General features: G+C 70.6%; 22 protein-coding genes and 4 tRNA genes. 4 read left to right on the forward strand and 22 right to left on the reverse strand.

Features of this window, described 5'->3' with window-relative positions; genetic code table 11:
- Positions 1-480 precede the first annotated feature (480 nt).
- From rplL to HJC40_RS13715, 15 genes are all read right to left on the reverse strand, one after another.
- The gene (rplL, locus tag HJC40_RS13645; RefSeq protein ID WP_250001385.1) at positions 481-864 is read right to left on the reverse strand and encodes a 50S ribosomal protein L7/L12; all 384 of its coding nucleotides are present in this window, start codon (positions 862-864) and stop codon (positions 481-483) included.
- A gap of 54 nt (positions 865-918) precedes the next feature.
- Entirely contained in the window at positions 919-1,464 is a 546-nt protein-coding gene (gene rplJ, locus HJC40_RS13650) for a 50S ribosomal protein L10 (protein WP_250001387.1), read from the reverse strand.
- A gap of 369 nt (positions 1,465-1,833) precedes the next feature.
- Positions 1,834-2,514: a hypothetical protein gene (locus HJC40_RS13655; RefSeq protein WP_250001389.1), complete on the reverse strand. Its 681-nt coding sequence runs from the start codon at positions 2,512-2,514 to the stop codon at positions 1,834-1,836.
- Positions 2,511-3,404 carry an ABC transporter ATP-binding protein gene (locus tag HJC40_RS13660; protein WP_250001391.1) on the reverse strand — a complete coding sequence of 298 codons (894 nt, stop codon included), beginning with the start codon at positions 3,402-3,404 and terminating at the stop codon, positions 2,511-2,513. The genes HJC40_RS13655 and HJC40_RS13660 overlap by 4 nt, the downstream gene beginning before the upstream one ends.
- 91 nt (positions 3,405-3,495) lie before the next feature.
- Positions 3,496-4,206, reverse strand: coding sequence for a 50S ribosomal protein L1 (gene rplA, locus HJC40_RS13665; protein ID WP_250001393.1), 711 nt, complete (start codon positions 4,204-4,206; stop codon positions 3,496-3,498).
- 74 nt (positions 4,207-4,280) lie between these two features.
- Positions 4,281-5,093 carry a transcription termination/antitermination protein NusG gene (nusG, locus tag HJC40_RS13670; protein ID WP_250001395.1) on the reverse strand — a complete coding sequence of 271 codons (813 nt, stop codon included), beginning with the start codon at positions 5,091-5,093 and terminating at the stop codon, positions 4,281-4,283.
- A gap of 38 nt (positions 5,094-5,131) precedes the next feature.
- On the reverse strand, positions 5,132-5,491 hold the full coding sequence (secE, locus tag HJC40_RS13675) for a preprotein translocase subunit SecE (protein ID WP_250001397.1): 360 nt from the start codon (positions 5,489-5,491) through the stop codon (positions 5,132-5,134).
- A gap of 105 nt (positions 5,492-5,596) precedes the next feature.
- Positions 5,597-5,669: transfer RNA gene (locus HJC40_RS13680), tRNA-Trp, on the reverse strand.
- Positions 5,670-5,788: 119 nt separating this feature from the next.
- Positions 5,789-6,184, reverse strand: coding sequence for a MaoC family dehydratase (locus HJC40_RS13685; RefSeq protein WP_250001405.1), 396 nt, complete (start codon positions 6,182-6,184; stop codon positions 5,789-5,791).
- Positions 6,181-6,627: a MaoC family dehydratase N-terminal domain-containing protein gene (locus HJC40_RS13690; protein ID WP_250001408.1), complete on the reverse strand. Its 447-nt coding sequence runs from the start codon at positions 6,625-6,627 to the stop codon at positions 6,181-6,183. The genes HJC40_RS13685 and HJC40_RS13690 overlap by 4 nt, the downstream gene beginning before the upstream one ends.
- 250 nt (positions 6,628-6,877) lie before the next feature.
- Positions 6,878-7,045 (reverse strand): 50S ribosomal protein L33, encoded by a 168-nt coding sequence (gene rpmG / locus HJC40_RS13695; RefSeq protein ID WP_203803251.1) that lies wholly within the window; start codon positions 7,043-7,045, stop codon positions 6,878-6,880.
- 108 nt (positions 7,046-7,153) lie between these two features.
- Positions 7,154-7,226: transfer RNA gene (locus tag HJC40_RS13700), tRNA-Met, on the reverse strand.
- 47 nt (positions 7,227-7,273) lie between these two features.
- A tRNA-Thr gene (locus HJC40_RS13705) sits at positions 7,274-7,346 on the reverse strand.
- A gap of 106 nt (positions 7,347-7,452) precedes the next feature.
- Entirely contained in the window at positions 7,453-9,987 is a 2,535-nt protein-coding gene (locus tag HJC40_RS13710; RefSeq protein WP_250001410.1) for a bifunctional diguanylate cyclase/phosphodiesterase, read from the reverse strand.
- Positions 9,988-10,046: 59 nt separating this feature from the next.
- Entirely contained in the window at positions 10,047-10,187 is a 141-nt protein-coding gene (locus tag HJC40_RS13715; RefSeq protein ID WP_250001412.1) for a hypothetical protein, read from the reverse strand.
- 260 nt (positions 10,188-10,447) lie between these two features.
- Between HJC40_RS13715 and HJC40_RS13720 the strand changes: the two genes are divergently transcribed.
- Positions 10,448-10,759, forward strand: a complete 312-nt coding sequence (locus tag HJC40_RS13720) for a hypothetical protein (protein WP_250001414.1) — start codon at positions 10,448-10,450, stop codon at positions 10,757-10,759.
- 66 nt (positions 10,760-10,825) lie between these two features.
- Here the strand turns inward: HJC40_RS13720 and HJC40_RS46115 are convergent, their stop codons facing one another.
- Genes HJC40_RS46115 through HJC40_RS13735 form a run of 3 tightly spaced genes read right to left on the reverse strand, consistent with a single transcriptional unit; the run spans position 10,826 to position 12,484 of the window.
- Entirely contained in the window at positions 10,826-11,632 is an 807-nt protein-coding gene (locus HJC40_RS46115; protein WP_250001416.1) for a sulfurtransferase, read from the reverse strand.
- 24 nt (positions 11,633-11,656) lie between these two features.
- Positions 11,657-11,959 carry a hypothetical protein gene (locus HJC40_RS13730; RefSeq protein WP_250001418.1) on the reverse strand — a complete coding sequence of 101 codons (303 nt, stop codon included), beginning with the start codon at positions 11,957-11,959 and terminating at the stop codon, positions 11,657-11,659.
- Between the two features lie 30 nt (positions 11,960-11,989).
- Positions 11,990-12,484: a YajQ family cyclic di-GMP-binding protein gene (locus tag HJC40_RS13735; RefSeq protein ID WP_250001419.1), complete on the reverse strand. Its 495-nt coding sequence runs from the start codon at positions 12,482-12,484 to the stop codon at positions 11,990-11,992.
- Positions 12,485-12,634: 150 nt separating this feature from the next.
- On the opposite strand from HJC40_RS13735, the gene HJC40_RS13740 reads away from it, so the two are divergent.
- A tRNA-Tyr gene (locus HJC40_RS13740) sits at positions 12,635-12,715 on the forward strand.
- 66 nt (positions 12,716-12,781) lie between these two features.
- Here HJC40_RS13740 and HJC40_RS13745 read toward each other — a convergent pair.
- The gene (locus HJC40_RS13745; RefSeq protein ID WP_250001421.1) at positions 12,782-13,450 is read right to left on the reverse strand and encodes an MOSC domain-containing protein; all 669 of its coding nucleotides are present in this window, start codon (positions 13,448-13,450) and stop codon (positions 12,782-12,784) included.
- A gap of 68 nt (positions 13,451-13,518) precedes the next feature.
- Entirely contained in the window at positions 13,519-14,517 is a 999-nt protein-coding gene (locus HJC40_RS13750; protein WP_250001423.1) for an LLM class flavin-dependent oxidoreductase, read from the reverse strand.
- Between the two features lie 60 nt (positions 14,518-14,577).
- On the opposite strand from HJC40_RS13750, the gene HJC40_RS13755 reads away from it, so the two are divergent.
- The gene (locus HJC40_RS13755; protein WP_250001425.1) at positions 14,578-16,719 is read left to right on the forward strand and encodes an acyltransferase family protein; all 2,142 of its coding nucleotides are present in this window, start codon (positions 14,578-14,580) and stop codon (positions 16,717-16,719) included.
- On the opposite strand, the gene HJC40_RS13760 is transcribed toward HJC40_RS13755, so the two are convergent.
- On the reverse strand, positions 16,716-17,171 hold the full coding sequence (locus HJC40_RS13760) for a DUF1707 domain-containing protein (RefSeq protein WP_250001427.1): 456 nt from the start codon (positions 17,169-17,171) through the stop codon (positions 16,716-16,718). The genes HJC40_RS13755 and HJC40_RS13760 overlap by 4 nt on opposite strands.
- A gap of 77 nt (positions 17,172-17,248) precedes the next feature.
- Between HJC40_RS13760 and HJC40_RS13765 the strand changes: the two genes are divergently transcribed.
- Positions 17,249-17,899 carry a bifunctional 2-polyprenyl-6-hydroxyphenol methylase/3-demethylubiquinol 3-O-methyltransferase UbiG gene (locus HJC40_RS13765; protein WP_250001428.1) on the forward strand — a complete coding sequence of 217 codons (651 nt, stop codon included), beginning with the start codon at positions 17,249-17,251 and terminating at the stop codon, positions 17,897-17,899.
- Here HJC40_RS13765 and HJC40_RS13770 read toward each other — a convergent pair.
- Positions 17,896-19,146 (reverse strand): MFS transporter, encoded by a 1,251-nt coding sequence (locus HJC40_RS13770; protein WP_250001430.1) that lies wholly within the window; start codon positions 19,144-19,146, stop codon positions 17,896-17,898. The genes HJC40_RS13765 and HJC40_RS13770 overlap by 4 nt on opposite strands.
- Positions 19,147-19,166: the final 20 nt, after the last annotated feature.

Genomic DNA, 19,166 nt, shown 5'->3' on the forward strand with positions numbered 1-19,166 from the left:
AGACAGAAGGCAGCGCAAACTAGCAGTGTAGCCGCTCGGCTAACCGCTGTCCAGCCCACACCTGAGGGTGCCTGCGGAACGTGTCCCCGCGGCCTCTGACCTGCGCCTCAGCGATCAGGGCCGTCACACGGGGCCGCTCGGAACGCGGCAACTCTCCTCGGTGCCTCCACGGGGGGACCGGCAAAACCGGGTTACCCACGGGGCGGCTGTCGCAAGCGCGGAAACTTGCTGTTGTCAGCGTGCCTGTCAGCGGACACACAGTCAAGGGCTGCGAGGCGGGTCGGCCCCGCGCCGCCCCTGACCCGGCGCGCACTAGCGACCATACTCCACGGCTTGCCCGGTTGGACCCGCTTTGTGCGTCGGCCGTCCGACAGCCGGCGGAATCACGCTGACCTGGCCCGACAGGGGGAAAACACGGAGGGCGGAGACCCCCGATCAGGGGTCCCCGCCCTCCGCAAGAGAACGCGATGGAGCGTCAGATCACTTGAGGGTGACCTTCGCGCCTTCACCCTCGAGCTTGGCCTTGGCGGCCTCGGCCTTCTCCTTGTTGACACCCTCGAGGATCGCCTTGGGGGCGGACTCGACGGCGTCCTTGGCCTCCTTGAGGCCCAGGCCGGTCAGCTCACGCACGACCTTGATGACCTGGATCTTCTTGCCACCGTCACCCTCGAGGACGACGTCGAACGAGTCCTTCTCGGCCTCGGCCTCGGCCGGAGCCGCGGCGGCCGCGGGGCCCGCCATGGCGACGGGGGCGGCGGCGGTGACCTCGAAGGTGTCCTCGAACTGCTTCACGAACTCCGACAGCTCGATGAGCGTCATTTCCTTGAACGCGTCGAGCAGCTCGTCGGTGCTGAGCTTCGCCATATCTGGCAACCTTTCCTAGCTTCCGATGAAAAAGTCGTGCTGGTGCGCGGTGGCTCAGGCCTCCGCGGGACCGTCCTTCTCGCGCTTCTCCTGAAGAGCGGCCGCGAGGCGCGCCACCTGCGACAGCGGGGCCTGGAAGAGCCCGGCCGCCTTGGACAGGTTGCCCTTCATGGCGCCGGCCAGCTTGGCCAGCAGAACCTCACGCGACTCGAGGTCAGCGATCTTGTTGACGTCGTCAGCCGAGATCGCCTTGCCCTCGAACACACCGCCCTTGATGACCAGGACGGGGTTGGCCTTGGCGAAGGCCCGAAGACCCTTGGCCGCCTCGACCGGGTCGCCGCTGATGAAGGCGAGCGCGGTAGGACCGGTGAACAGCGTGTCGAGGCCCTCGATGCCCGCGTCACTCGCCGCGCGCTTCGCCAGGGTGTTCTTCGACACCGCGTACTTGGTGTCGCCGCCCAGCGAGCGGCGCAGCTCGGTGAGCTGCTTGACCGTGAGACCGCGGTACTCGGTCAGCACGGTGGCCGCCGAATTACGGAAGTCGTCCGTCAGCTCGGCGACGGCACTGGCCTTGTCGGCCCGGACCGGCTTGTCCGCCATGTCCCTCCTCTCTCAGTGCTCGAACCCCTGGTCGAACCCGAAGGAGGAGCAAATGAGAAACGCCCCGGCGCAGGGCGCACGGGGCGGAGCAGGTATCCGACGCGACTGATCGCGGGGCCCGGTCACGAACCGTCCTCCCCTGCGCGGGCCGCCCGCATCAGCGGGACCTTCGACCGCGGCGTCCGTCTCGCGACGGCAGCTGCGGCGACCAGCGGTCTGTGGGTGGAACTTCGAGATGAAACTGTACGCGACCACATCGGCAACGCCAAATCACGCTCGCCCCGGCGGCGGAGACGACGTTGTCCACAGGCTCGGGCGAGTTATCCACAGGCCGGTCGCACGGTGCCGGAGTCAAGCAGGGTGGGCGGGTCAGGAGCGGGTACGGCGGAGGCGGGCATAGATGGCGAAGGCGGCAGCACACCAGAGGACGGCCCAGACGATGAGCTGGATCAGGGTCGTGGCGGGCGGCGGTTCGACGTCGTTCAGGGCCCGGGCGGTGGCCATGACCGGCGGCACCAGCCACGGGGCGAACGAGCCCTGGAGACCCAGCACGACCACCAGGACGGCCGCGACCACAAGCACGGCCACCCCGTTGCGGACACCGCGGGTCACGGCCCGGCCGGCCAGAGCGCCGACGGCCACGGCGGGCGGGACGGCCAGCAGATGGGCCAGCACCCCCAGCAGCGTGCCGCTGAGGACGCCGCGGCCGGTCTCGATGCCGCGGAAGAGCCAGGGGGCCACCATCGCCACCGCGCTGACGAACAGACCGAGCCAGGTGGCCGCGAGCAGGCCGGCCAAGGCCTCGCGGCGGGCGCCCAGCGCGACGCGGGCCAGGCGGCGCTGCCCGTCGGGCTCGGTGTCCAGCAGCACCTTGGTCTGCCAGGCCAGCACGGGGAAGAGGGCGGCCGCCGAGTAGCCGTAGGCCACGGCCGCGGGAGACGGTCCCCCGCCGTAGATGACACCGAGAACGATCAACACGGCGATGGCGGGGGCCAGGATGCGCCCGCCGCGAAGCAAGCCGGCCAGCCGCATCCGGATCAGCGCGCTCATCCGGCGAGCCCTTCGTCGCGCGTTTGCTGGCCGGCCTCGGCGCCGGCCTCGTCGCGGGCTTGCGGGCCAGCCGCGGCGCCGGCCTTGTCGCGCGCTTGCGGCCCGGCCGGGGCGCCGGCCTCGTCGCGAACGCGCAGGACGCGGTGGCCCGTGGCGCGGAGCTCGGCCACCGCCCGGTCGGCGGTCGCCCGGGGGACGGCCACCTCGATGACGACCTCGTCGTGCGACGGTGCCTCATCATGCGACCGTGCGGGCGGCCGGGCGGGAGCAGAAGGCGGCGCGGACGGCGGGGGCGCCGGGGAGAGCGTGGCGTCGGCGATCGTCCAGTGGGTGGCCTCGGGGAGGGTGGCTATCTCGCCCCGGTGATCGCTGACCAGGACGATGCCACCGGCCCCGGTGACCTCGGCGACGATCTCGGGGATCAGCGTGCGGGCCACGGCGTCGAGACCCTCCCACGGCTCGTCGAGGATCAGCAGGCCGGGTCGGGCGGTCAGGGCCTGGGCCAGACCGACCTTCTGCGCGGTGCCCTTGGAGAGGTCGGCCAGGCGGGTGCCGGTGTGTTCCGTCAGCAGCAGCCGCTCGATCCACTCGTCGGCGGCCCGGGGATCCTGCCCGCGGACCTCGGCCATGCGATGGAGGTAGTCGCCGGCGGTGAAGGGTTGATCGGCCGGGAAGCGCTCGGGAACCCAGCCGATGACCGGCGGGCGGTCGAGCACGGCTCCCCGGGAAGGGCGCAGGACGCCGGCGGCCAGTTGGAGCAGGGTGGACTTGCCGGCCCCGTTGCGGCCCAGGACGACGACCGTGCGGCCGGGCTCGACGGTGGCGTCGATCGCCTGCAGGGTCCAATCGGCGCGGCGACCGTAGCGGAACCAGACCCCGTCGAAACGCACGACCGGCAGCCTGCCACAGAAAAGCCCCCGGGGATGTACCCCGGGGGCTTCTCGAAGAGCTTTCCTGCCGGCCGTTGTCGGGCCGGAAGGCTCAGGACTCGGCGTTGGTGAGGCCCTTGACCACGTTCGGGTCGACCGGCACGCCGGGGCCCATGGTGGTGGTGACGACGACCTTGCGGAGGTACTTGCCCTTGGCGGCGGACGGCTTGGCCCGCAGCACCTCGTCGAGCACCGCCGCGTAGTTGTCCACCAGCTGCTCCTCGCTGAACGAGGCCTTGCCGATGATCAGGTGCAGGTTGGAGTGCTTGTCGACGCGGAAGGTGATCTTTCCGCCCTTGATCTCGTTGATCGCCTTGGTGACGTCCATGGTCACCGTGCCGGTCTTCGGGTTGGGCATGAGACCACGCGGGCCGAGGATGCGGGCGATACGACCGATCTTGGCCATCTGGTCGGGCGTCGCGATCGCGGCGTCGAAGTCGAGCCAGCCACCCTGGATGCGGGCGACGAGCTCGTCGGTGCCGACCTCGTCGGCGCCGGCTGCGACGGCCTCCTCGGCCTTCGCGCCCTGCGCGAAGACGATGACGCGGGCGGTCTTGCCGGTGCCGTGGGGCAGGTTGACCGTGCCGCGGACCATCTGGTCGGCCTTACGGGGGTCGACACCCAGGCGCATTGCGACCTCGACGGTGGCGTCGAACTTGGTGGGGCTGGCGTCCTTGGCGAGCTTGACCGCCTCGGCCGGCTCGTAGAGCTTGTTCTGGTCGATCTGCTCGGCGCCCTTGCGGTAACCCTTGCTGCGCTGCATGTTCACTTACTCCTGTGGTAGATGGCGGGCCCGCACTGGTGAGCGGACCCTCCCACTGACTCCGTTGGAACTGGTCAGATCTTGGCGACCTGGTTGAAGTTGAGCTCCACCGGCGTCTCACGGCCGAAGATGGAGACCAGAACCTTCAACTTCTGCTGGTCGGCATTAATTTCACTGATCGAGGCGGGAAGCGAGGCGAAGGCGCCGTCGGTGACCGTGACCGAGTCGCCCACCTCGAAGTCGAGCACCTTGATCTCGGGCTTCGCCTTCTTCTCCTCCTGCTCCACGGCGGGAGCAAGCCACTTCAGCACCTCGTCGAGCGAGAGCGGAGCGGGGCGGTCGACCCGGTCGGTCGCGCCGACGAAGCCGGTCACGCCCGGGGTGTTGCGGACACACGAGTACGACTCGGGCGACAGATCCATCCGGACCAGGATGTAGCCCGGGAAGACCTTGTTGTTGACCTGGAGCCGCTTGCCGTTCTTGACCTCGACCTCTTCGCGGGTCGGTACCTCGACCTGGAAGATGAAGTCCTCCATGTCGAGGCTGGTGATGCGGGTCTCGAGGTTGGTCTTGACCTTGTTCTCGTAGCCCGCGTAGGAGTGCACCACGTACCAGTCGCCCGGGGCGTAGCGCAGCTTCTGCCGCAGCTCCTGCACCGGGTCGAAGTCCTCGTCCGGCTCGGCCACGGCGGGAGCCGCCTCGGGCTCGGCGGAAGCCTCGGGCTCGGCGGCCGTGTCAGGCTCGTCGACCGCCTCAGGGTCGGCGGCCGTCTCCGGCTCAGCGGCCGTCTCCGGCTCAGCGGCCTCGACCGACTCGTCGGTTTCCGCCGTGGCCACCGACGACTGCTCGTCGCTGGCCTGCGCGGTCTCGTCGTCGTACTCAGGCACGCTTGCTCACTTCCAGATCAGTCTTCTCGAAGACGGTGTCAGCCGCCGAACGCCCAGAGGATGGCCTTGCCCAGACCGAGGTCGAGGAATCCCACGATCGTGGTCATGACGGCCACGAAGATGATCACGATCGTCGTGTAGGTCAGCAGTTCCTTGCGGGTCGGCCAGATGACCTTACGCAGCTCGCTGACGACCTCACGGAAGAAGCCACCGATACGGCCGAAGATGCCGGTCCGTCGGGTCTCCTTCTTGGGCCGGGCCGAACGCTCGGCGACGGCTGTGCCGCCGCGGCCCACCGGCTCGTCGTCGTCGGTCGCGTCGTCGTCGACGACCTCGTCGTCGAACACCTCGTCGTCGGCCGGGTCGCCGGCGTCACCGGGTCGGTTCCTCTCGGCCATGGCGCCCTACTTCCGTCGTCGGTGGTGATGGGTCCCCTGTCGGCGCTCGAACCGTGCGCGGGGATGGTGACCGCGCACCGAGCGGGCACGTCTAGGAGGATGGCGCAGGGGTGACAGGACTTGAACCTGCAGCCTGCGGTTTTGGAGACCGCTGCTCTGCCAATTGAGCTACACCCCTGTGCGAGGCCGTTTCACTCTCGGGACAACCCGCCGATGGCAGCCTGTCACCGAGGGGTCATTGCCCCACGGCGCACCAGTGTACGGGTTCACACCGGCCTTGCCCAACCCGGGCTCGCGCTAGCGCTTCCGAACGGTCGCCTGAGCCAGGGACAGCACCTTTTCGCCCTGGCAGGTGGCCGTCAGCACGAGGCGGGTCAGTCCCTCGTCGGTGGTTCCCTTGACGGCCGCGGTGACGACCACCTCGGTGCCCTCGTCGGTGTCGGGGACCGGCACCGGACGGGAGAACCGCACGCTGAACTCCACGACGGCGTCGGGGGCGCCGGCCCAGGCGGTGACGGCCCGGCCGACGAGGGCCATGGTGAACATGCCGTGCGCGATGACGCCGGGCAGGCCCACACTCGTGGCGACGCGGTCGCTCCAGTGGATCGGGTTGAAGTCACCCGAGGCGCCGGCGTAGCGCACGAGGTCGGCCCGGGTCACCCGAAAGATCTGTGGCTCGAGAGTGTCACTCATGATGCACCTCGCTGGACGAGCTTGGACCAGACCGTCACGACCGGCTCGCCGTCGGCGGTGGTCACCTCGGTGCGGGTGGTGAGGAAGTCGTGGCCACCGCGCGAGGTGATCTCGTCGACCGAGTTGACGCAGACGAGCGCGTCGCCGGCCACCACCGGGCGGGTGTAGGCGAACCTCTGGTCACCGTGCACCACGCGGCTGTAGTCGAGGCCGAGCGCCGGGTCCTCGACGATCTGCCGGCTGGCCGACATCGTGATCACGACCGGGAATGTCGGCGGGGCCACCACGTCGGCGTAGCCGAGGGCCCGGGCCGCCTCGGGGTCGTGATGTTCGACGTCGGCGGCGCCGATCGCGCGGGCGAACTCGCGGATCTTCTCGCGGCCGACCAGATACGGCTCGGTGGCCGGCCAGCTGCGGCCGACGAAAGACTGGTCGAGGGGCATGCCCACAACCTACTGGGTCGAGCTGCCGGCTACTGGGTGGAGCGGCCCGCCACCGGGTCGAGCTGCCGACTACCGGGTGGAGCAGCCCGCCACCCGAGGGAGCCAGCCCACCACCGGGTCGAGCTGACGGGCCGGGTCGAGCTAACGGGCCGGGTCGAGCTGACGGGCCGGGTCGAGCTGACGGGCCGAGAAAAGACTCTGCGCCGCCCGGTTGGACCGGACGGCGCAGAGGGAAGGCTTGGGGAGATCGTCAGCGGGTCTCGCGGTGAAGCGTGTGACGGCCGTCGCGCGGGCAGAACTTCTTCAGCTCGACGCGGTCGGGGTCGTTACGACGGTTCTTCCGGGTGATGTAGTTCCGCTCCTTGCACTCCGTACAAGCCAGGGTGATCTTCGGACGGACGTCGGTCGCCTTGGCCACGACGGGTTGCCTTCCTGCTAACGGGATTACTTAACGACGCTCCAGATTACGCCCTGGGAGCGCCGACATGCAAAGTGGGAATCCCGGGAGGGATCCCCTTGTCGCAAGTAGCGGTGGCCGGACTTGAACCGGCGACACAGCGATTATGAGCCGCTTGCTCTGCCATCTGAGCTACACCGCCAGAGCCAGGCTCAAGTCCAGCGCCTGAGGCGGGAACGAACCCGGTAGAGCCCCCTTACGGAATCGAACCGTAGACCTTCTCCTTACCATGGAGACGCTCTGCCGACTGAGCTAAGGGGGCTTGCGCACAATCTCTCGCTTGTTGCGCAGAAGAGAGCTTACACGGCGCCGGTCGGCAGGTGAAATCGACTCCCCCATCGGCGCGCCATCGCAGGTCAGGGGCGATTTCAGATCACCGCGCGCAGGCGCCGGACCTCGCCCGCCGGGGTGGTGGCCGGCTCGGTCTGGGCGTTGAACCAGGCCTCCAGGCGCTCGTACGGCAGCGGTCGGCTGAACAGGTAGCCCTGGCCGATCTCGCAGCCCATCTCCTCGAGCAGCTCGAGGGTGAGCTCGCTCTCGACGCCCTCGGCGACCACCGTGAGACCGAACTCACGAGCCAGGCTGATCACCGCCCGGACGATCGCCATGTCACCGGTGTCGGTCGCCATGCCCTGGACGAAGCTGTCGTCGATCTTGACCTCGTGGACCGGCCACTGGCGAAGGTAGGACAGGGAGGACGCGCCCGTGCCGAAGTCGTCGACGCTGAGCCGGACCCCGAGATCGCGCAACCGGTAGAGGGTGGGCAGCACGCGCTCGATGTCGCCGAGCATGCCGGGCTCGGAGATCTCGAAGGTGACCTGGGCCGGGGCCACGCCGTAGTGCTCGAGGAGCGTGGCGACCTGGCCGGGGAAGCGGGAGTCGAGCAGCGTACGGACGGAGAGGTTGACCGCGATCGAGAGCGGGCGCTCCCGGTCGGCCCACTCGCGGCACCGGCGCAGGCCCTCGGTGAGCACCACCTCGGTGAGCCGGGACAGCTGGCCGGTGTGCTCGGCGACCGCGATGAAGTCTTCCGGCAGGACCTCGCCCTGGGCCGGGTGCTGCCAGCGGGCCAGGCATTCCACGCCGACCAGGTGGCGGTCGGTCAGCGTGACCTTGGGCTGGAAGTAGACGTCGAGGGCGCCGTTGTCGAGGGCGGTGCGCAGGTCGGCCGCGATGCCCAGGCGGCGGACGGCGCGGGACTCGAGCGCGGGGTGGAAGAGCTGCACCCCGTACGGAAGGACCTTGGCCGCGTTGCCGGCGAGCTCGGCCCGCTGCAGCAGCGTCTCGGGGTCGCCGCCGTGATCGGGGTAGACCGACACCCCGACCGCGGTGTCGACGTCGAGGGTGAGCGTGCCGACCGTCAGCGGGCCGCGAAGCTGTTCACGCATCTCGGTGGCCAGCTGGACCGTGGTGTCGGTGCTCTCGGCGCGCAGGGTCACCACGAACTCGTCACCGCCGATGCGGCCGACCAGCGCGCCCGGGCCGGCGATGGCCCGCAGCCGGTTGGCCACCTCGGCGAGCAGCTTGTCGCCGGCGGCGTGGCCCATCGACTCGTTGACGTCACGCTGGCCGTCGACGTCGAAGAGCAGGATCGCGACGACCTCGTCCTCGGCGCGCACCTTGACCGACTCGGCCAGCGCGTCGGTGACGCGCCGCCGGTTGGGCAGCCCGGTGAGACGGTCGTGGTAGGCGTCGTAGCGCAGCCGGTCGACCAGGCGGGCGTTCTCGACCGCCACGGCGACGTGCGCGGCGATCGTGTCGAGCACCTGCACGTCGGCCGGGCGGAAGGTGCGGGAGTCGCCGAGCCGGTTGACCACCTCGAGCGTGCCGATCGGGGTCTGACCGGAGCGCAGCGGCACGACGATCACGTCTTTGATCTTGGTGTCGCGCAGCTCCCCGCGCAGCGGCTCCGACTCGGGGAACTGGGGGCCGACCGCCACCGTCTGCCCGCCGGTGATCGCACTCTCGCGCACCGCGGGCGGTGTCGGGGACAGGTCGAGCAGGCCCTTGTTCTCGACCCGGGCGGTGAGCAGCACCTCGGGGTGCCGGCCCTGGGGCGAGAGCCAGAGCGTGGCGTACTCGGAGCGCATCAGCGCCTGCACCCGGCCGAGCATGACGTCGGGCAGACCGGCGTTGGTGCCCTCGTCGCGCACCGCCCGGGTGAGCTCGTAGACGTCGGCCAGCGTGCGGTGCTGCCGGAAGAACTCGGCGTACGAGCGCAGCATGAGGATCAGCGCGACGACCAGCCCGGCCAGCAGCAGCGCCGACCAGCGGGTGGCGACCAGCGCCACCAGGAAGATCAGGCCGATCACGGTGTTGACGCCGGCCATCGTCCAGATCGGCAGGGCGCCGCGGAGCACCTCTTGACCGGCCTTGCCGCCCTGCACGACGGCCATGACGGCGGCCAGGCTGAGGACCTCGACCAGCACGCTGGCCGCGACGGCGGCGAAGAGAACGGCCCACGTGCCCGGGCCGGCGCCGCGCATGTCGGGCAGGGCCTCGATGACCAGGGCGGCCGCGGCGGCCCCGGCGGCCGATTTCGCGACGTTGAACCACAGCTTGGTCGGCACCACTCCGGCGCGGCGGGTGAGCTGGACCGTCAGCACCGCCAGCGTCACCACGAGGACGACCAGGACCGGCGGCAGATAGAAGAGCGCGAGGAGGAACGGGACCTCGGTGATGTAAACGCTGAAGGTGCTGCGCCGGATGACGACGTTGAACACGCCGATGTACGCGACGATGATCCCGACGAGCGCGAGAAGGCCGCCGAGCCAGGAGCTATACCACCGAGGGTCGTGAATCCAGAAGGCGATCGTGCAGATGAGCGCGAAGAGCGCCAGCGGATTGGTGATCAACCAGGCGTACTGCGCGGAGCGCCGTACTGTCCGCGGTTGCCCGCCCATCGCGCTCCCTCGTCAATCGACGTGATCCACCGACGCCACGCGGTCGCACACTCTGGTGGTCAGTCCCATTCCACAATGCCGTTGGTGGTCTGCACGGCGCCGGATTCCGACGGGTGGGCATCGAGTCCGGCAATCCCGCCGAACGCGACGACCAGCGCGAAAACCAGACCGGCGAAACGACCCAGCTTCCTTCCGAACATGTTTGACTCCTGCGTTTGTTACGCGCTGCGGTGGGGGGTTCCATGATGGTGCCACACGCGGTGTGCGACTGGCAGCGTCCGACGCCGGGTCGAAACCGCACATTAGGAAATCCTGACCGAACGGTTGAGTGAAGACCCTCACCGCGAGACGCAAAATTGACAACTTTACGCCCGAAATAACCGGAGAAGTGAGAACAATTCGCCCGCGCGCCGTCAGGCCACCTTGACGTCAGGCGGCCCTGACGCCAGGCTGGGCTGCCGTGACTGCCTCTCCCGACGATCTCGAACCACAGCACACGCTGTCGACCGCTACAACGCGTTATGACGAGCTGAGGATGCGCGACGCCCTGGCCGCCGTCTCGGGTGACCGGAAACTGCCCCTCACCCGCGAGGAAACGCTGGAGATGCTGGCTCTGAGCGAGGTCGTGATCCGCAAGGCCGGCTATGGCCGACAGGCCGTGGTGCGGACGGCCCGCGAGGCCGGGGCCTCGTGGAGCCAGATCGGCGCGGCGCTGGGCACCACCAAGCAGGCCGCGTGGGAGGCCCACAGCCGCTGGGCCGAGGCCCCGTGACCGCGGCAGCAGCTCGATGATCTCGCAGGCGGGGCTGCTCGGTGACCGCTTTTCCGACAGCGCGCGTCAGGACAGCTCGGCCGGCAGTTCGGTCGCGCTGTACTGCGACCAGGACCCCGGGTAGAGCCGGCCAGGGGCGAAACCGGCCCGCTCCAGCGCCAGCAGGTTGTGGCAGGCGGTGACGCCCGATCCGCAGTAGGACACGACGTCGGCGCCGTCGGTCACCCCGGCGGCCTCGAAACGCTCACGCAACTCCCCGGCCGGCCGGAACCGGCCGGTGGCGTCGACGTTCTCGCGGCACGGGACGTTGCGGGCGCCCGGGATGTGACCGGCCCGCGGGTCGATCGGCTCGGACTCACCGCGGAAGCGCTCGGGCTGGCGCGCGTCGAGGACGACGAGGGCGCCGGACGTCGCATCGGCCAGGCCGGCCAGCCGGTGGGCGGGCCACGGCCTCGGCGTGAAGGCAGCACGGGGTCGCCGTGGCACGGCGGTCTCGCGCTCGTCCCCGTACGCGTCGAGGCCGCCGTCGAGAAGGGCGGCGTCCTCCCCCAGGGCGCGCAGCATCCAGACCAGCCGGGCGGCCATCACACCGCCGGCGTCGTCATAGGCGATCACGGTCTGGCCGTCACCCACGCCCAGGGCGGACATCCGCCCGGCGAAGTGCCCCGGGTCGGGCAGCGGGTGCCGGCCGTCAGCCGCGGTCGGCGGGGCGGCGAGATCGGCGTCCAGGTCGACGAAGATCGCGCCGGGCAGGTGGCCGCGGTCGTACGCGTCCCGGCCCCGGCGCCCGTCCAGATAGGCGCGGACGTCCGCGAGGACCACCCGGTCGTGGTTGGCGCGGACCCACGCGGCGTCGACGACCGGCTCGATCACTCTCGGCACTCCCTCTTGTCTGTGTTACCTGTTCACCGGCCTCTGGCGGCCGCGCGGGCGGAACCGGACGAGCGCCACGCTCGCCATGATCACCGCCAGCACGGTGACGGTGACGGTGACGATCCCGTTGTCGATGCCGGTGCCGATCACCACGAGGCCGAGGGCCGTACCGAAGAAGAAGTGGTAGAAACCCGCGTCCCGCGCCGATCGGAAGGCCCGGGCGGTCGGCTCCGGGGCCCGGCCGGTCACGAGAATGACCAGTCCGAACACCGCCAGAGCGCTCCCGGCCACCCCGCCGGCCAGCATGGTCCAGTCACTGGTGCTCATGGCCCCAGTCTGAGCCGTCGGCGGCCCCGCTCAGCGGTAATTGGTGAACTGGAGGGCGACCCCGAAGTCCTCGGCCTTGAGCAGCGCGATCACGACCTGCAGGTCGTCCCGCTTCTTGCCGGTGACGCGCAACTGGTCGCCCTGGATCTGGGCCTGCACACCCTTGGGGCCCTCGTCGCGGATCTTCTTGCTGATCGCCTTGGCCTTGTCGGTCTCGATGCCCTCGACGACCTTGCAGTCGATCTTGTAGGTCTTGCCGGACTGCCGGGGCTCCCCCGCGTCCAGCGACTTCAGCGAGATGTTGCGCTTGACCAGCTTCTCCTTGAAGACCTCGAGCGCGGCGGCGGCCCGCTCCTCGGTCTCCGAGGTGATGCTGATCCCGGCGTCGCCCGACTTGGCGATGGTGGTGCCGGTGCCCCGGAAGTCGAACCGGGTGCCGAGTTCCTTTTCGGCCTGGTGGAACGCGTTGTCCACCTCCTGCTGGTCGACCTTGCTCACGATGTCGAAGGACGGGCTGGCTGGCATGATCAGAACTCCCGCGAGGATGGCTTGCGTCGATGGGGGCGGAGGCCGGTGGACGGCGTCCGACATGCCGACCGTACCCGGTTGGAAATCCGGTCTGTCGTACAGCTAAGCTGTTCTCCGCTGCCACGGGCAACCGTGGAAGTGTGCCCAGGCGGGTTGCCCGAGCGGCCAATGGGAGCGGACTGTAAATCCGTCGCGAAAGCTTCGAAGGTTCGAATCCTTCACCCGCCACAGGCAGACAGAAACAGCCCCGGCCCGCGGAAACGCGGACCGGGGCTGTTTCCTTTACTCGTTCCTCTACCCGCGGGCCAGGCGCTTCTCGATCTCCTCGCGCAGGTCCTCGGGCAGGGCCGAGGCGTCGAGCAGGCGGGACAGCTCCTCGGAGCGGTGCATGTAGATGTCGAAGGCCTCGGACACCCCGATGCTGCGGGCCGGCCGGTGGACGATCTCGATCGGGTCGCCGACGAGCAGGGGGCCCGGAGTGATCACGCGGAGGTAGGTGCCGGTGCGGGCGGCCTCGGAGAAGCGCTTGAGCCACTTCTTCTCGCCCATCTTGGCCTGAAACGTCGCGCACGGGATGCGGCCGAACGTGGGCTGCAGCTCCAGCACGTCGCCGACCCGCCAGATCTCGCCTATCTGCGTGGCGTTGAGGTCGAGGCCGACGGTGGTCAGGTTCTCACCGAACCAGCCGTTGGGCAGCGACCGGCCCAGCGAGGCTTCCCACCAGTCGTAGTCCTCGCGCGAGTACGCGTACACGGCCTGGTCGTCGCCGCCGTGATGCTTGACGTCGCCGATCGGGTCGCCGACCACGCCGCTGTGCCGGCCGGTGGTCTTGGGGCCGGGGGCGCGCACGTCGACCGGGTGGTCGACCGGCAGCTTGTCGATGCCGGTGAGGCCGCCGGAACGCTTGGCCGGGTTGGGCCGGGCCACGCCGACGTTCACCGAGAGAACCTTGCCGTCTGTCATGCCGTGAACTCCAGGCTCGATCGGTTCATAAGGCGATCATGTCGTCGCGACGTGCCGCGCGCGAGGAGTTAAAGGCCCCACACCTTGGCTATGCGGGCGAGGGTGTCCTGCCGGGTCGCCGGGTCGTAGACGGTGCCGGCCAGCAAGAGTTCCTGGACGCCCGTGCGGGTGACCAGCGCGTCGAGGTCGGCCACCACCTCGTCGGCCGTGCCGGCGAACTGCGTCCCGGGGAAGGTCTCGTCCATCCCCATGGTCGCCGCCTGCTCAGGCGAGACGATCGGACCCAGGCGACCCGTCCGCAGGCTCTGCAGCATGACCCGGCTCGGCCCGGCCAGGTAGTGCGCCTCCTCGGTCGTCTCGGCTGCGATCACCGAGGCGCTCACCATCGCGTACGGCGTGGGGAAGCGCGGCGAGGGCTGAAAGCCGGCGCGGTAGAGCTGCAGGGCGGCGGCGACGTCCGTGCCGGTCGCGAAGTGATACGCGTAACAGAACGGCAGTCCGAGGGCGGCGGCGACCTGGGCCCCGTACGTCGAGGACCCGAGCATCCAGACCTCGGGGAAGCTCTCCGGCACCGGGGTGGCCTGCAGCCGGGCGGCCGGGCCGACCTCGATCCGGTCGTCGCCGAGCAGAGCCAGCACCGTGCGCAGGTGCTCGGGGAACTGCTCGACGGTCAGGTAGGGCGAGACCCCGCGCAGTGCGGCCGCGGTCGCCTGGTCGGTGCCGGGCGCGCGGCCGATGCCCAGGTCGATGCGTCCCGGGTGCAGCGCCTCGAGCAGCGCGAACTGCTCGGCGACCACGAAAGGCATGTGGTTGGGCAGCATCACGCCACCCGAACCCACCCGAATCGTTGCAGTTTGTGCCGCCACCGATGCGATCAGGACGGGCGGCGCGGTCGAGGCGACCGCCGGCATGTTGTGGTGCTCGGCCACCCAGAACCTGCGGTAACCGAGCTCGTCGGCGGTGCGTGCGATGTCGATCGTGCCGCGCAGCGCGTCGGCACTCGAGTGCCCAGCACGGACCGTGGCCAGGTCGAGAACGGACAGGGGCACGCGGGCAGGTGGTGTCACGTTCCGACCCTAGCGCCTGCTTCGCCAGCGGCGGCGCTAGCTCGCGCGCAGTTGGAGACCATGAGCTACTCAGTCCACACCCCCATCGTCGGCCAGCGGCGACCGTCCCCGGCCCCCGAGGGGACCGCGCCGCGTCCCGCCGGACCGCCGCACCTCGGCTTCCGGCCGGACATCGAGGGCCTGCGGGCCGTCGCGGTGGTTCTGGTGGTGCTGAGCCACGCCGGGATCACCCGGTTCGCCGGCGGGTACGTCGGGGTGGACGTCTTCTTCGTGATCTCCGGCTTCCTGATCACGACGCTGCTGGTCAAGGAGCTCGACCGGACCGACACGATCTCGCTGCGCGGCTTCTACGCCCGCCGCGCGGTGCGGTTGCTGCCGGTGTCGACCGTGGTGCTGGTCGCGACCGTCGTGGCGGCGTGGTTCTGGCTGCCCGCCACCCGGTTCACCTCGATCTCGCTGGACGCGCTGTTCAGCACGTTCTACGGAATCAACTGGCGGCTGGCCGCCGAGGGCACCGACTATCTCAACGCGACCGCGGCTCCCTCACCGTTGCAGCATCTCTGGTCACTCGCCGTCGAGGAGCAGTTCTACCTGGTCTGGCCGCTGCTTCTGCTCGCCTTCTGGGCTCGCCGCCGGGTGCTGGTCGCGCTGAGCGTGCTGGTCGTGGTGTCGCTGGCGATCAGCGTGCAGCAGACCACGTCGGCCGCGCCGTGGGCTTACTTCGGGTCGCACACGCGCGCGTGGGAGCTGGGGATCGGCGCGCTCGTCGCCGTGGCGGGCGGCTTCCTCCGGCGTACCCCTAGGAGTCTGGCCGCCCTGCTCACCTGGGCCGGGCTCACCGCGGTGCTGGTCGCCGCGGTGACGTTCGACGAGTCGACGCCGTTCCCCGGCTACGCCGCCCTGCTGCCGGTGCTCGGCACCGCCGCGGTGATCGCCGGCGGCACGCACGCCGGGGGCTGGGGAGCCGGCCGGGTGATCGGCACCGCGCCGTTCCGGTTCGTCGGCAAGCTGTCGTACGGCTGGTACCTCTGGCACTGGCCGGTGCTGATGATCGGGCCGCTCGCCCTCGGGCGCGACCCGAGCGTGAAGACCAACCTCGCCTTCGCGGTGGCCGCCCTCGGCCTGGCCTGGGTCACCTACCACACGGTCGAGAACCCGGTCCGGACGCGACCGTGGCTGCGGCGCCGCGCCCGCCGGGGCGTGGCCCTGGGCCTCATCCTCTCGGCCTCGGCCGCCGTTCTGGCCCTGATCGCGGGACTGTTGACGCCGGCTCTGCCGACCGGACCGGACGGCCCCGACCTGCACGCCGAGATCGCCGCCGCGGCCGACCCGCGGAGCCGGCTGACCGAGGTGATCGCCGGCTCGCTGGGCGCCGGGAAGCTGCCGGCGAACCTGACACCACGGCTCGCCGACGCCGGCGCGGTGAAGCAGAGCCCGCGGATCTACCAGGACCAGTGCCACCTCAACTACACGCAGACCCGACCGGCCGGGGCCTGCGTCTACGGCGACCCCGACGGCGCCCGGACGATGTATCTGATCGGCGACTCGCACGCCGCGCACTGGTTCCCGGCCGTCGACGCGGCCGCCCGCAACCACGGCTGGCGGCTGGTGGCGCTGACCAAGGCGGCCTGCCAGCTGCCGCAGGTGCTGGTCCACAATGAAGTGCTCAAGCGGCCGTACACCGAATGTGTGACCTGGCGGAACCAGGTCCTGCAGCGGGTGGCGCGGGACCGGCCCGACCTGGTCGTGATGGCCTCCAACGACACCGACAACGGTGGCCTGATCGGCGCCGACGGCCGGACCGTGGCCCGGGCGGGCAACCAGGACGATCCGCTCTGGGTGCGGGCCTGGCAGCAGACGTGGCGCCGGCTCGACGGCATCCCGATGCTGCTGTTGCAGGACACGCCGCTGCCCGACGGCAACGCGCCCGAGTGCGCCGCGGTCAACGCCCGGCGGCTCGGCGCCTGCGACCGCCGGACCACCCGGGCGATCAGCGAACGGGGCCGGCGCGGGCTGATCGCGGACGCGGCCCAGGCCTCGGGTCTGCGGGTGATCGATCCGACCCCGTGGCTCTGCGGCCGCGGGAAATGCCCGATCGTCATCGGCAACACGCTGGTCTACAAGGACAACAGCCACCTGACCGTCGCCTACGCCGAGGCGGTCGCCCCGGTGGTCGACCGGGCGATCTTTCCCCGCCGCTAACGGCGCTGCTGGTGGCGGATCACCTGGACGCCGACCGTCACCGCGGCCAGGGCGGCGCCGGGGACGAGCATCCACACCGGCCACGGGTAGACGCCGCTGTCGGCGCCGACCACGACGAGGGCGTAGACGACCAGGTTGACCACGGCCAGGGCGGCCCAGATGGTCCACAGCACGAGCATCGCGGTGGGCAGCCGCCGGGCCCGGCGGCGTTGCTCGGCCTCGTGGCGGGAGCGCACCTCGCCCGCGGTGAGGCCCGGGCGGGGCAGGTCGGTGAGGAGCATCAGCAGCTCCTGATAGGTCTTCGACGAATACGCCAGCCCGACCCGCTCGTCGTACTCGTGCAGGGTCAGCCGGCCCTCGTCGAGCGCGGTCTTCAGCTGGTCGGCGACCTTCTGCCGATCCGTGTCGGCGGCGCGCATCGTCTCGATGTCGGCCCGGACATCTTTCGCCATCGGACGCTCCTTTACGCACCCCCGTCGGTCGGGTCAGGCTATCCGAGCAGCGGCACGGATCGGCAGGGGGGAAAACCATGAGACTGCGTCTCGAGAAGTCCGGGTCCCAGGCGTACGAGGAGGTGGTCGTCCAGCTCCGGGCGGCGTACGACGACAAGGCCGCCGCCCGCCGCGACAACCACGCCAAGGCGCAGTGGAAGCTCGGCGAGCGGGCGGCGTTCCTGGACCGGCTCCGGGCGGCCGACGCCCGTACGCTGCTCGAGGTCGGCTGCGGGACCGGGCAGGACAGCGAGTTCTTCCAGCAGGAGGGTCTCGCGGTGACCGCGGTCGACCTGTCGCCCGCGATGGTCGAGCGGGCTCGCGCCCGGGGCGTCCGGGCCTCCGTACGGGACGTGCTCGATCTCGGCTTCCCGGAGTCCACGTTCGACGCCGTCTATTCGATCAACACGCTCCTGCACGTCCCGAACGCGGATCTCGACGCCGCGCTGAACGCGATCCGGGCGGTGCTGGCCCCGGGCGGGCTGTTCTTCCTCGGCCTCTACGGCGGCGAGGAAGAGGAGGGGGTCGCGCCCGAGGACGAGCACGAGCCGGCCCGGTTCTTCTCGTTCCGGTCGGACCGGCAGCTGCTGCGGTTCGCCGAGCGCGCCTTCGACGTCCTCGACTTCCACGCCTACGACGACCGGACCGGCGTGCGCTTCCAAGCGCTGACTCTCGTCGAACCTCTTTAGACCGGCTCGGCGGCCAGCGCCTCGCGCAGCCGGTCGGTGGCGCGCTTGTCGGCCCGGGCGATCGAACCGTGCGGCACGGCCGCCACCAGGGCGGCCACCATCAGTACGGCCGCCGCGAAGACGAACGCCCAGCCCAAGCCGCCGGGCTGGTCGACGATCGCGCCCGCCACCGCGCCGCCGGCGGCGCTGCCGGCCACCGAGACGGTCACGATCCAGGTGTACGCCTCGTTGAGCATCGCGGGCGGCGCCAGCCGGCCGACCAGGTTGGTCTCGACGTTGAGCGCCGGGGCGATCGTCGCGCCGCCCAGCACCAGGGCCACGCCGAGCCAGAGCGGGCTGGGCATGAAGGCCAGCACCAGGAAGCTCAGCGAGACCGCGCCCAGCAGCCAGGCGAACTGGCGGGGCAGCTCCATCGCGGGCCGCCGGGTGCCGAACCAGATGCCGCTGATCGCGCTGCCGATGCCCCAGACGCCCAGGAGGACGCCGCCCAGGCCGTCCCCGCCGCCGTGCGCGCTCGCGTAGGCCGGGACGATGACGCCGGCCGCGCCGAACGCGATGCCGAGCGCGATCACGCAGACGAGCAGGGCCGGGAAGCCGGTCACCTTGAGCGGGCCCAGCCCGCGGGCCGCGGTGTCCCGCTCGTGGCGGTGGTGGCGGCGCATGACCGGCAGCCGTGAGATCCACAGGGTGCCGGCGAAGGTGGCCACGGCCGCCCCCAGCAGCGCCATGGCCGGGCTGGTCAGCACCACGAAGCCGGCCACCAGGATCGGGCCGAGCACGAAGACCAGCTCGAACAGCGACGTCTCGGCGGCGATCGCGGCGCCCCGCAGGTGGTGCTGTCCGCCGCCCGGTTCGGTCATGTCGGTCCAGGCCCGCCGGATGGCCGCGGTCAGCGGCGGATAGGTGGCGCCGGCGACGGCGGCCGACACGAAGATCCACGGGTTCCGGTCGACCAGCACCAGCGCCACCAGGGCGAGCGGGTGCAGCACGGCGGTGGCGACGAGGATCGGCGACGGCCCGATGCGGTCGGCCAGGCGGCCCGCGATCGGGCTGATCGCCGCGCCCGCGAGCGCGTAGAGGCCACCGGCCAGGCCGGCCGTGGCGTAGCTGCCGGTGGCCCGCTCGACGAGCAGGAGGAGAGCCAGCGGCGTCATGCCGATGCCGAGGCGAGCCAGAATCCCGACGCTGAGCAGGACCCGCCCGCCCGGCAGGTGCCAGACGCCCAGGTATTGACGCAGCGCGGTCACAGCTCTCCTCCTTGGTAACG

The organism is Actinoplanes sp. M2I2, from assembly GCF_023544445.1.
In the GTDB taxonomy this organism is placed as follows: domain Bacteria; phylum Actinomycetota; class Actinomycetes; order Mycobacteriales; family Micromonosporaceae; genus Actinoplanes.

Excerpts from the sequence above, each read along its gene's own strand:
- rplL (WP_250001385.1), bottom strand. The coding sequence starts at position 864 with ATGGCGAAGCTCAGCACCGACGAGCTGCTCGACGCGTTCAAGGAAATG.
- rplJ (WP_250001387.1), bottom strand. The coding sequence starts at position 1,464 with ATGGCGGACAAGCCGGTCCGGGCCGACAAGGCCAGTGCCGTCGCCGAG.
- HJC40_RS13655 (WP_250001389.1), bottom strand. The coding sequence starts at position 2,514 with ATGAGCGCGCTGATCCGGATGCGGCTGGCCGGCTTGCTTCGCGGCGGG.
- rplA (WP_250001393.1), bottom strand. The coding sequence starts at position 4,206 with ATGCAGCGCAGCAAGGGTTACCGCAAGGGCGCCGAGCAGATCGACCAG.
- secE (WP_250001397.1), bottom strand. The coding sequence starts at position 5,491 with ATGGCCGAGAGGAACCGACCCGGTGACGCCGGCGACCCGGCCGACGAC.
- HJC40_RS13685 (WP_250001405.1), bottom strand. The coding sequence starts at position 6,184 with ATGAGTGACACTCTCGAGCCACAGATCTTTCGGGTGACCCGGGCCGAC.
- HJC40_RS13690 (WP_250001408.1), bottom strand. The coding sequence starts at position 6,627 with ATGCCCCTCGACCAGTCTTTCGTCGGCCGCAGCTGGCCGGCCACCGAG.
- HJC40_RS13710 (WP_250001410.1), bottom strand. The coding sequence starts at position 9,987 with ATGGGCGGGCAACCGCGGACAGTACGGCGCTCCGCGCAGTACGCCTGG.
- HJC40_RS13715 (WP_250001412.1), bottom strand. The coding sequence starts at position 10,187 with ATGTTCGGAAGGAAGCTGGGTCGTTTCGCCGGTCTGGTTTTCGCGCTG.
- HJC40_RS13730 (WP_250001418.1), bottom strand. The coding sequence starts at position 11,959 with ATGAGCACCAGTGACTGGACCATGCTGGCCGGCGGGGTGGCCGGGAGC.
- HJC40_RS13735 (WP_250001419.1), bottom strand. The coding sequence starts at position 12,484 with ATGCCAGCCAGCCCGTCCTTCGACATCGTGAGCAAGGTCGACCAGCAG.
- HJC40_RS13745 (WP_250001421.1), bottom strand. The coding sequence starts at position 13,450 with ATGACAGACGGCAAGGTTCTCTCGGTGAACGTCGGCGTGGCCCGGCCC.
- HJC40_RS13755 (WP_250001425.1), top strand. The coding sequence starts at position 14,578 with ATGAGCTACTCAGTCCACACCCCCATCGTCGGCCAGCGGCGACCGTCC.
- HJC40_RS13760 (WP_250001427.1), bottom strand. The coding sequence starts at position 17,171 with ATGGCGAAAGATGTCCGGGCCGACATCGAGACGATGCGCGCCGCCGAC.
- HJC40_RS13765 (WP_250001428.1), top strand. The coding sequence starts at position 17,249 with ATGAGACTGCGTCTCGAGAAGTCCGGGTCCCAGGCGTACGAGGAGGTG.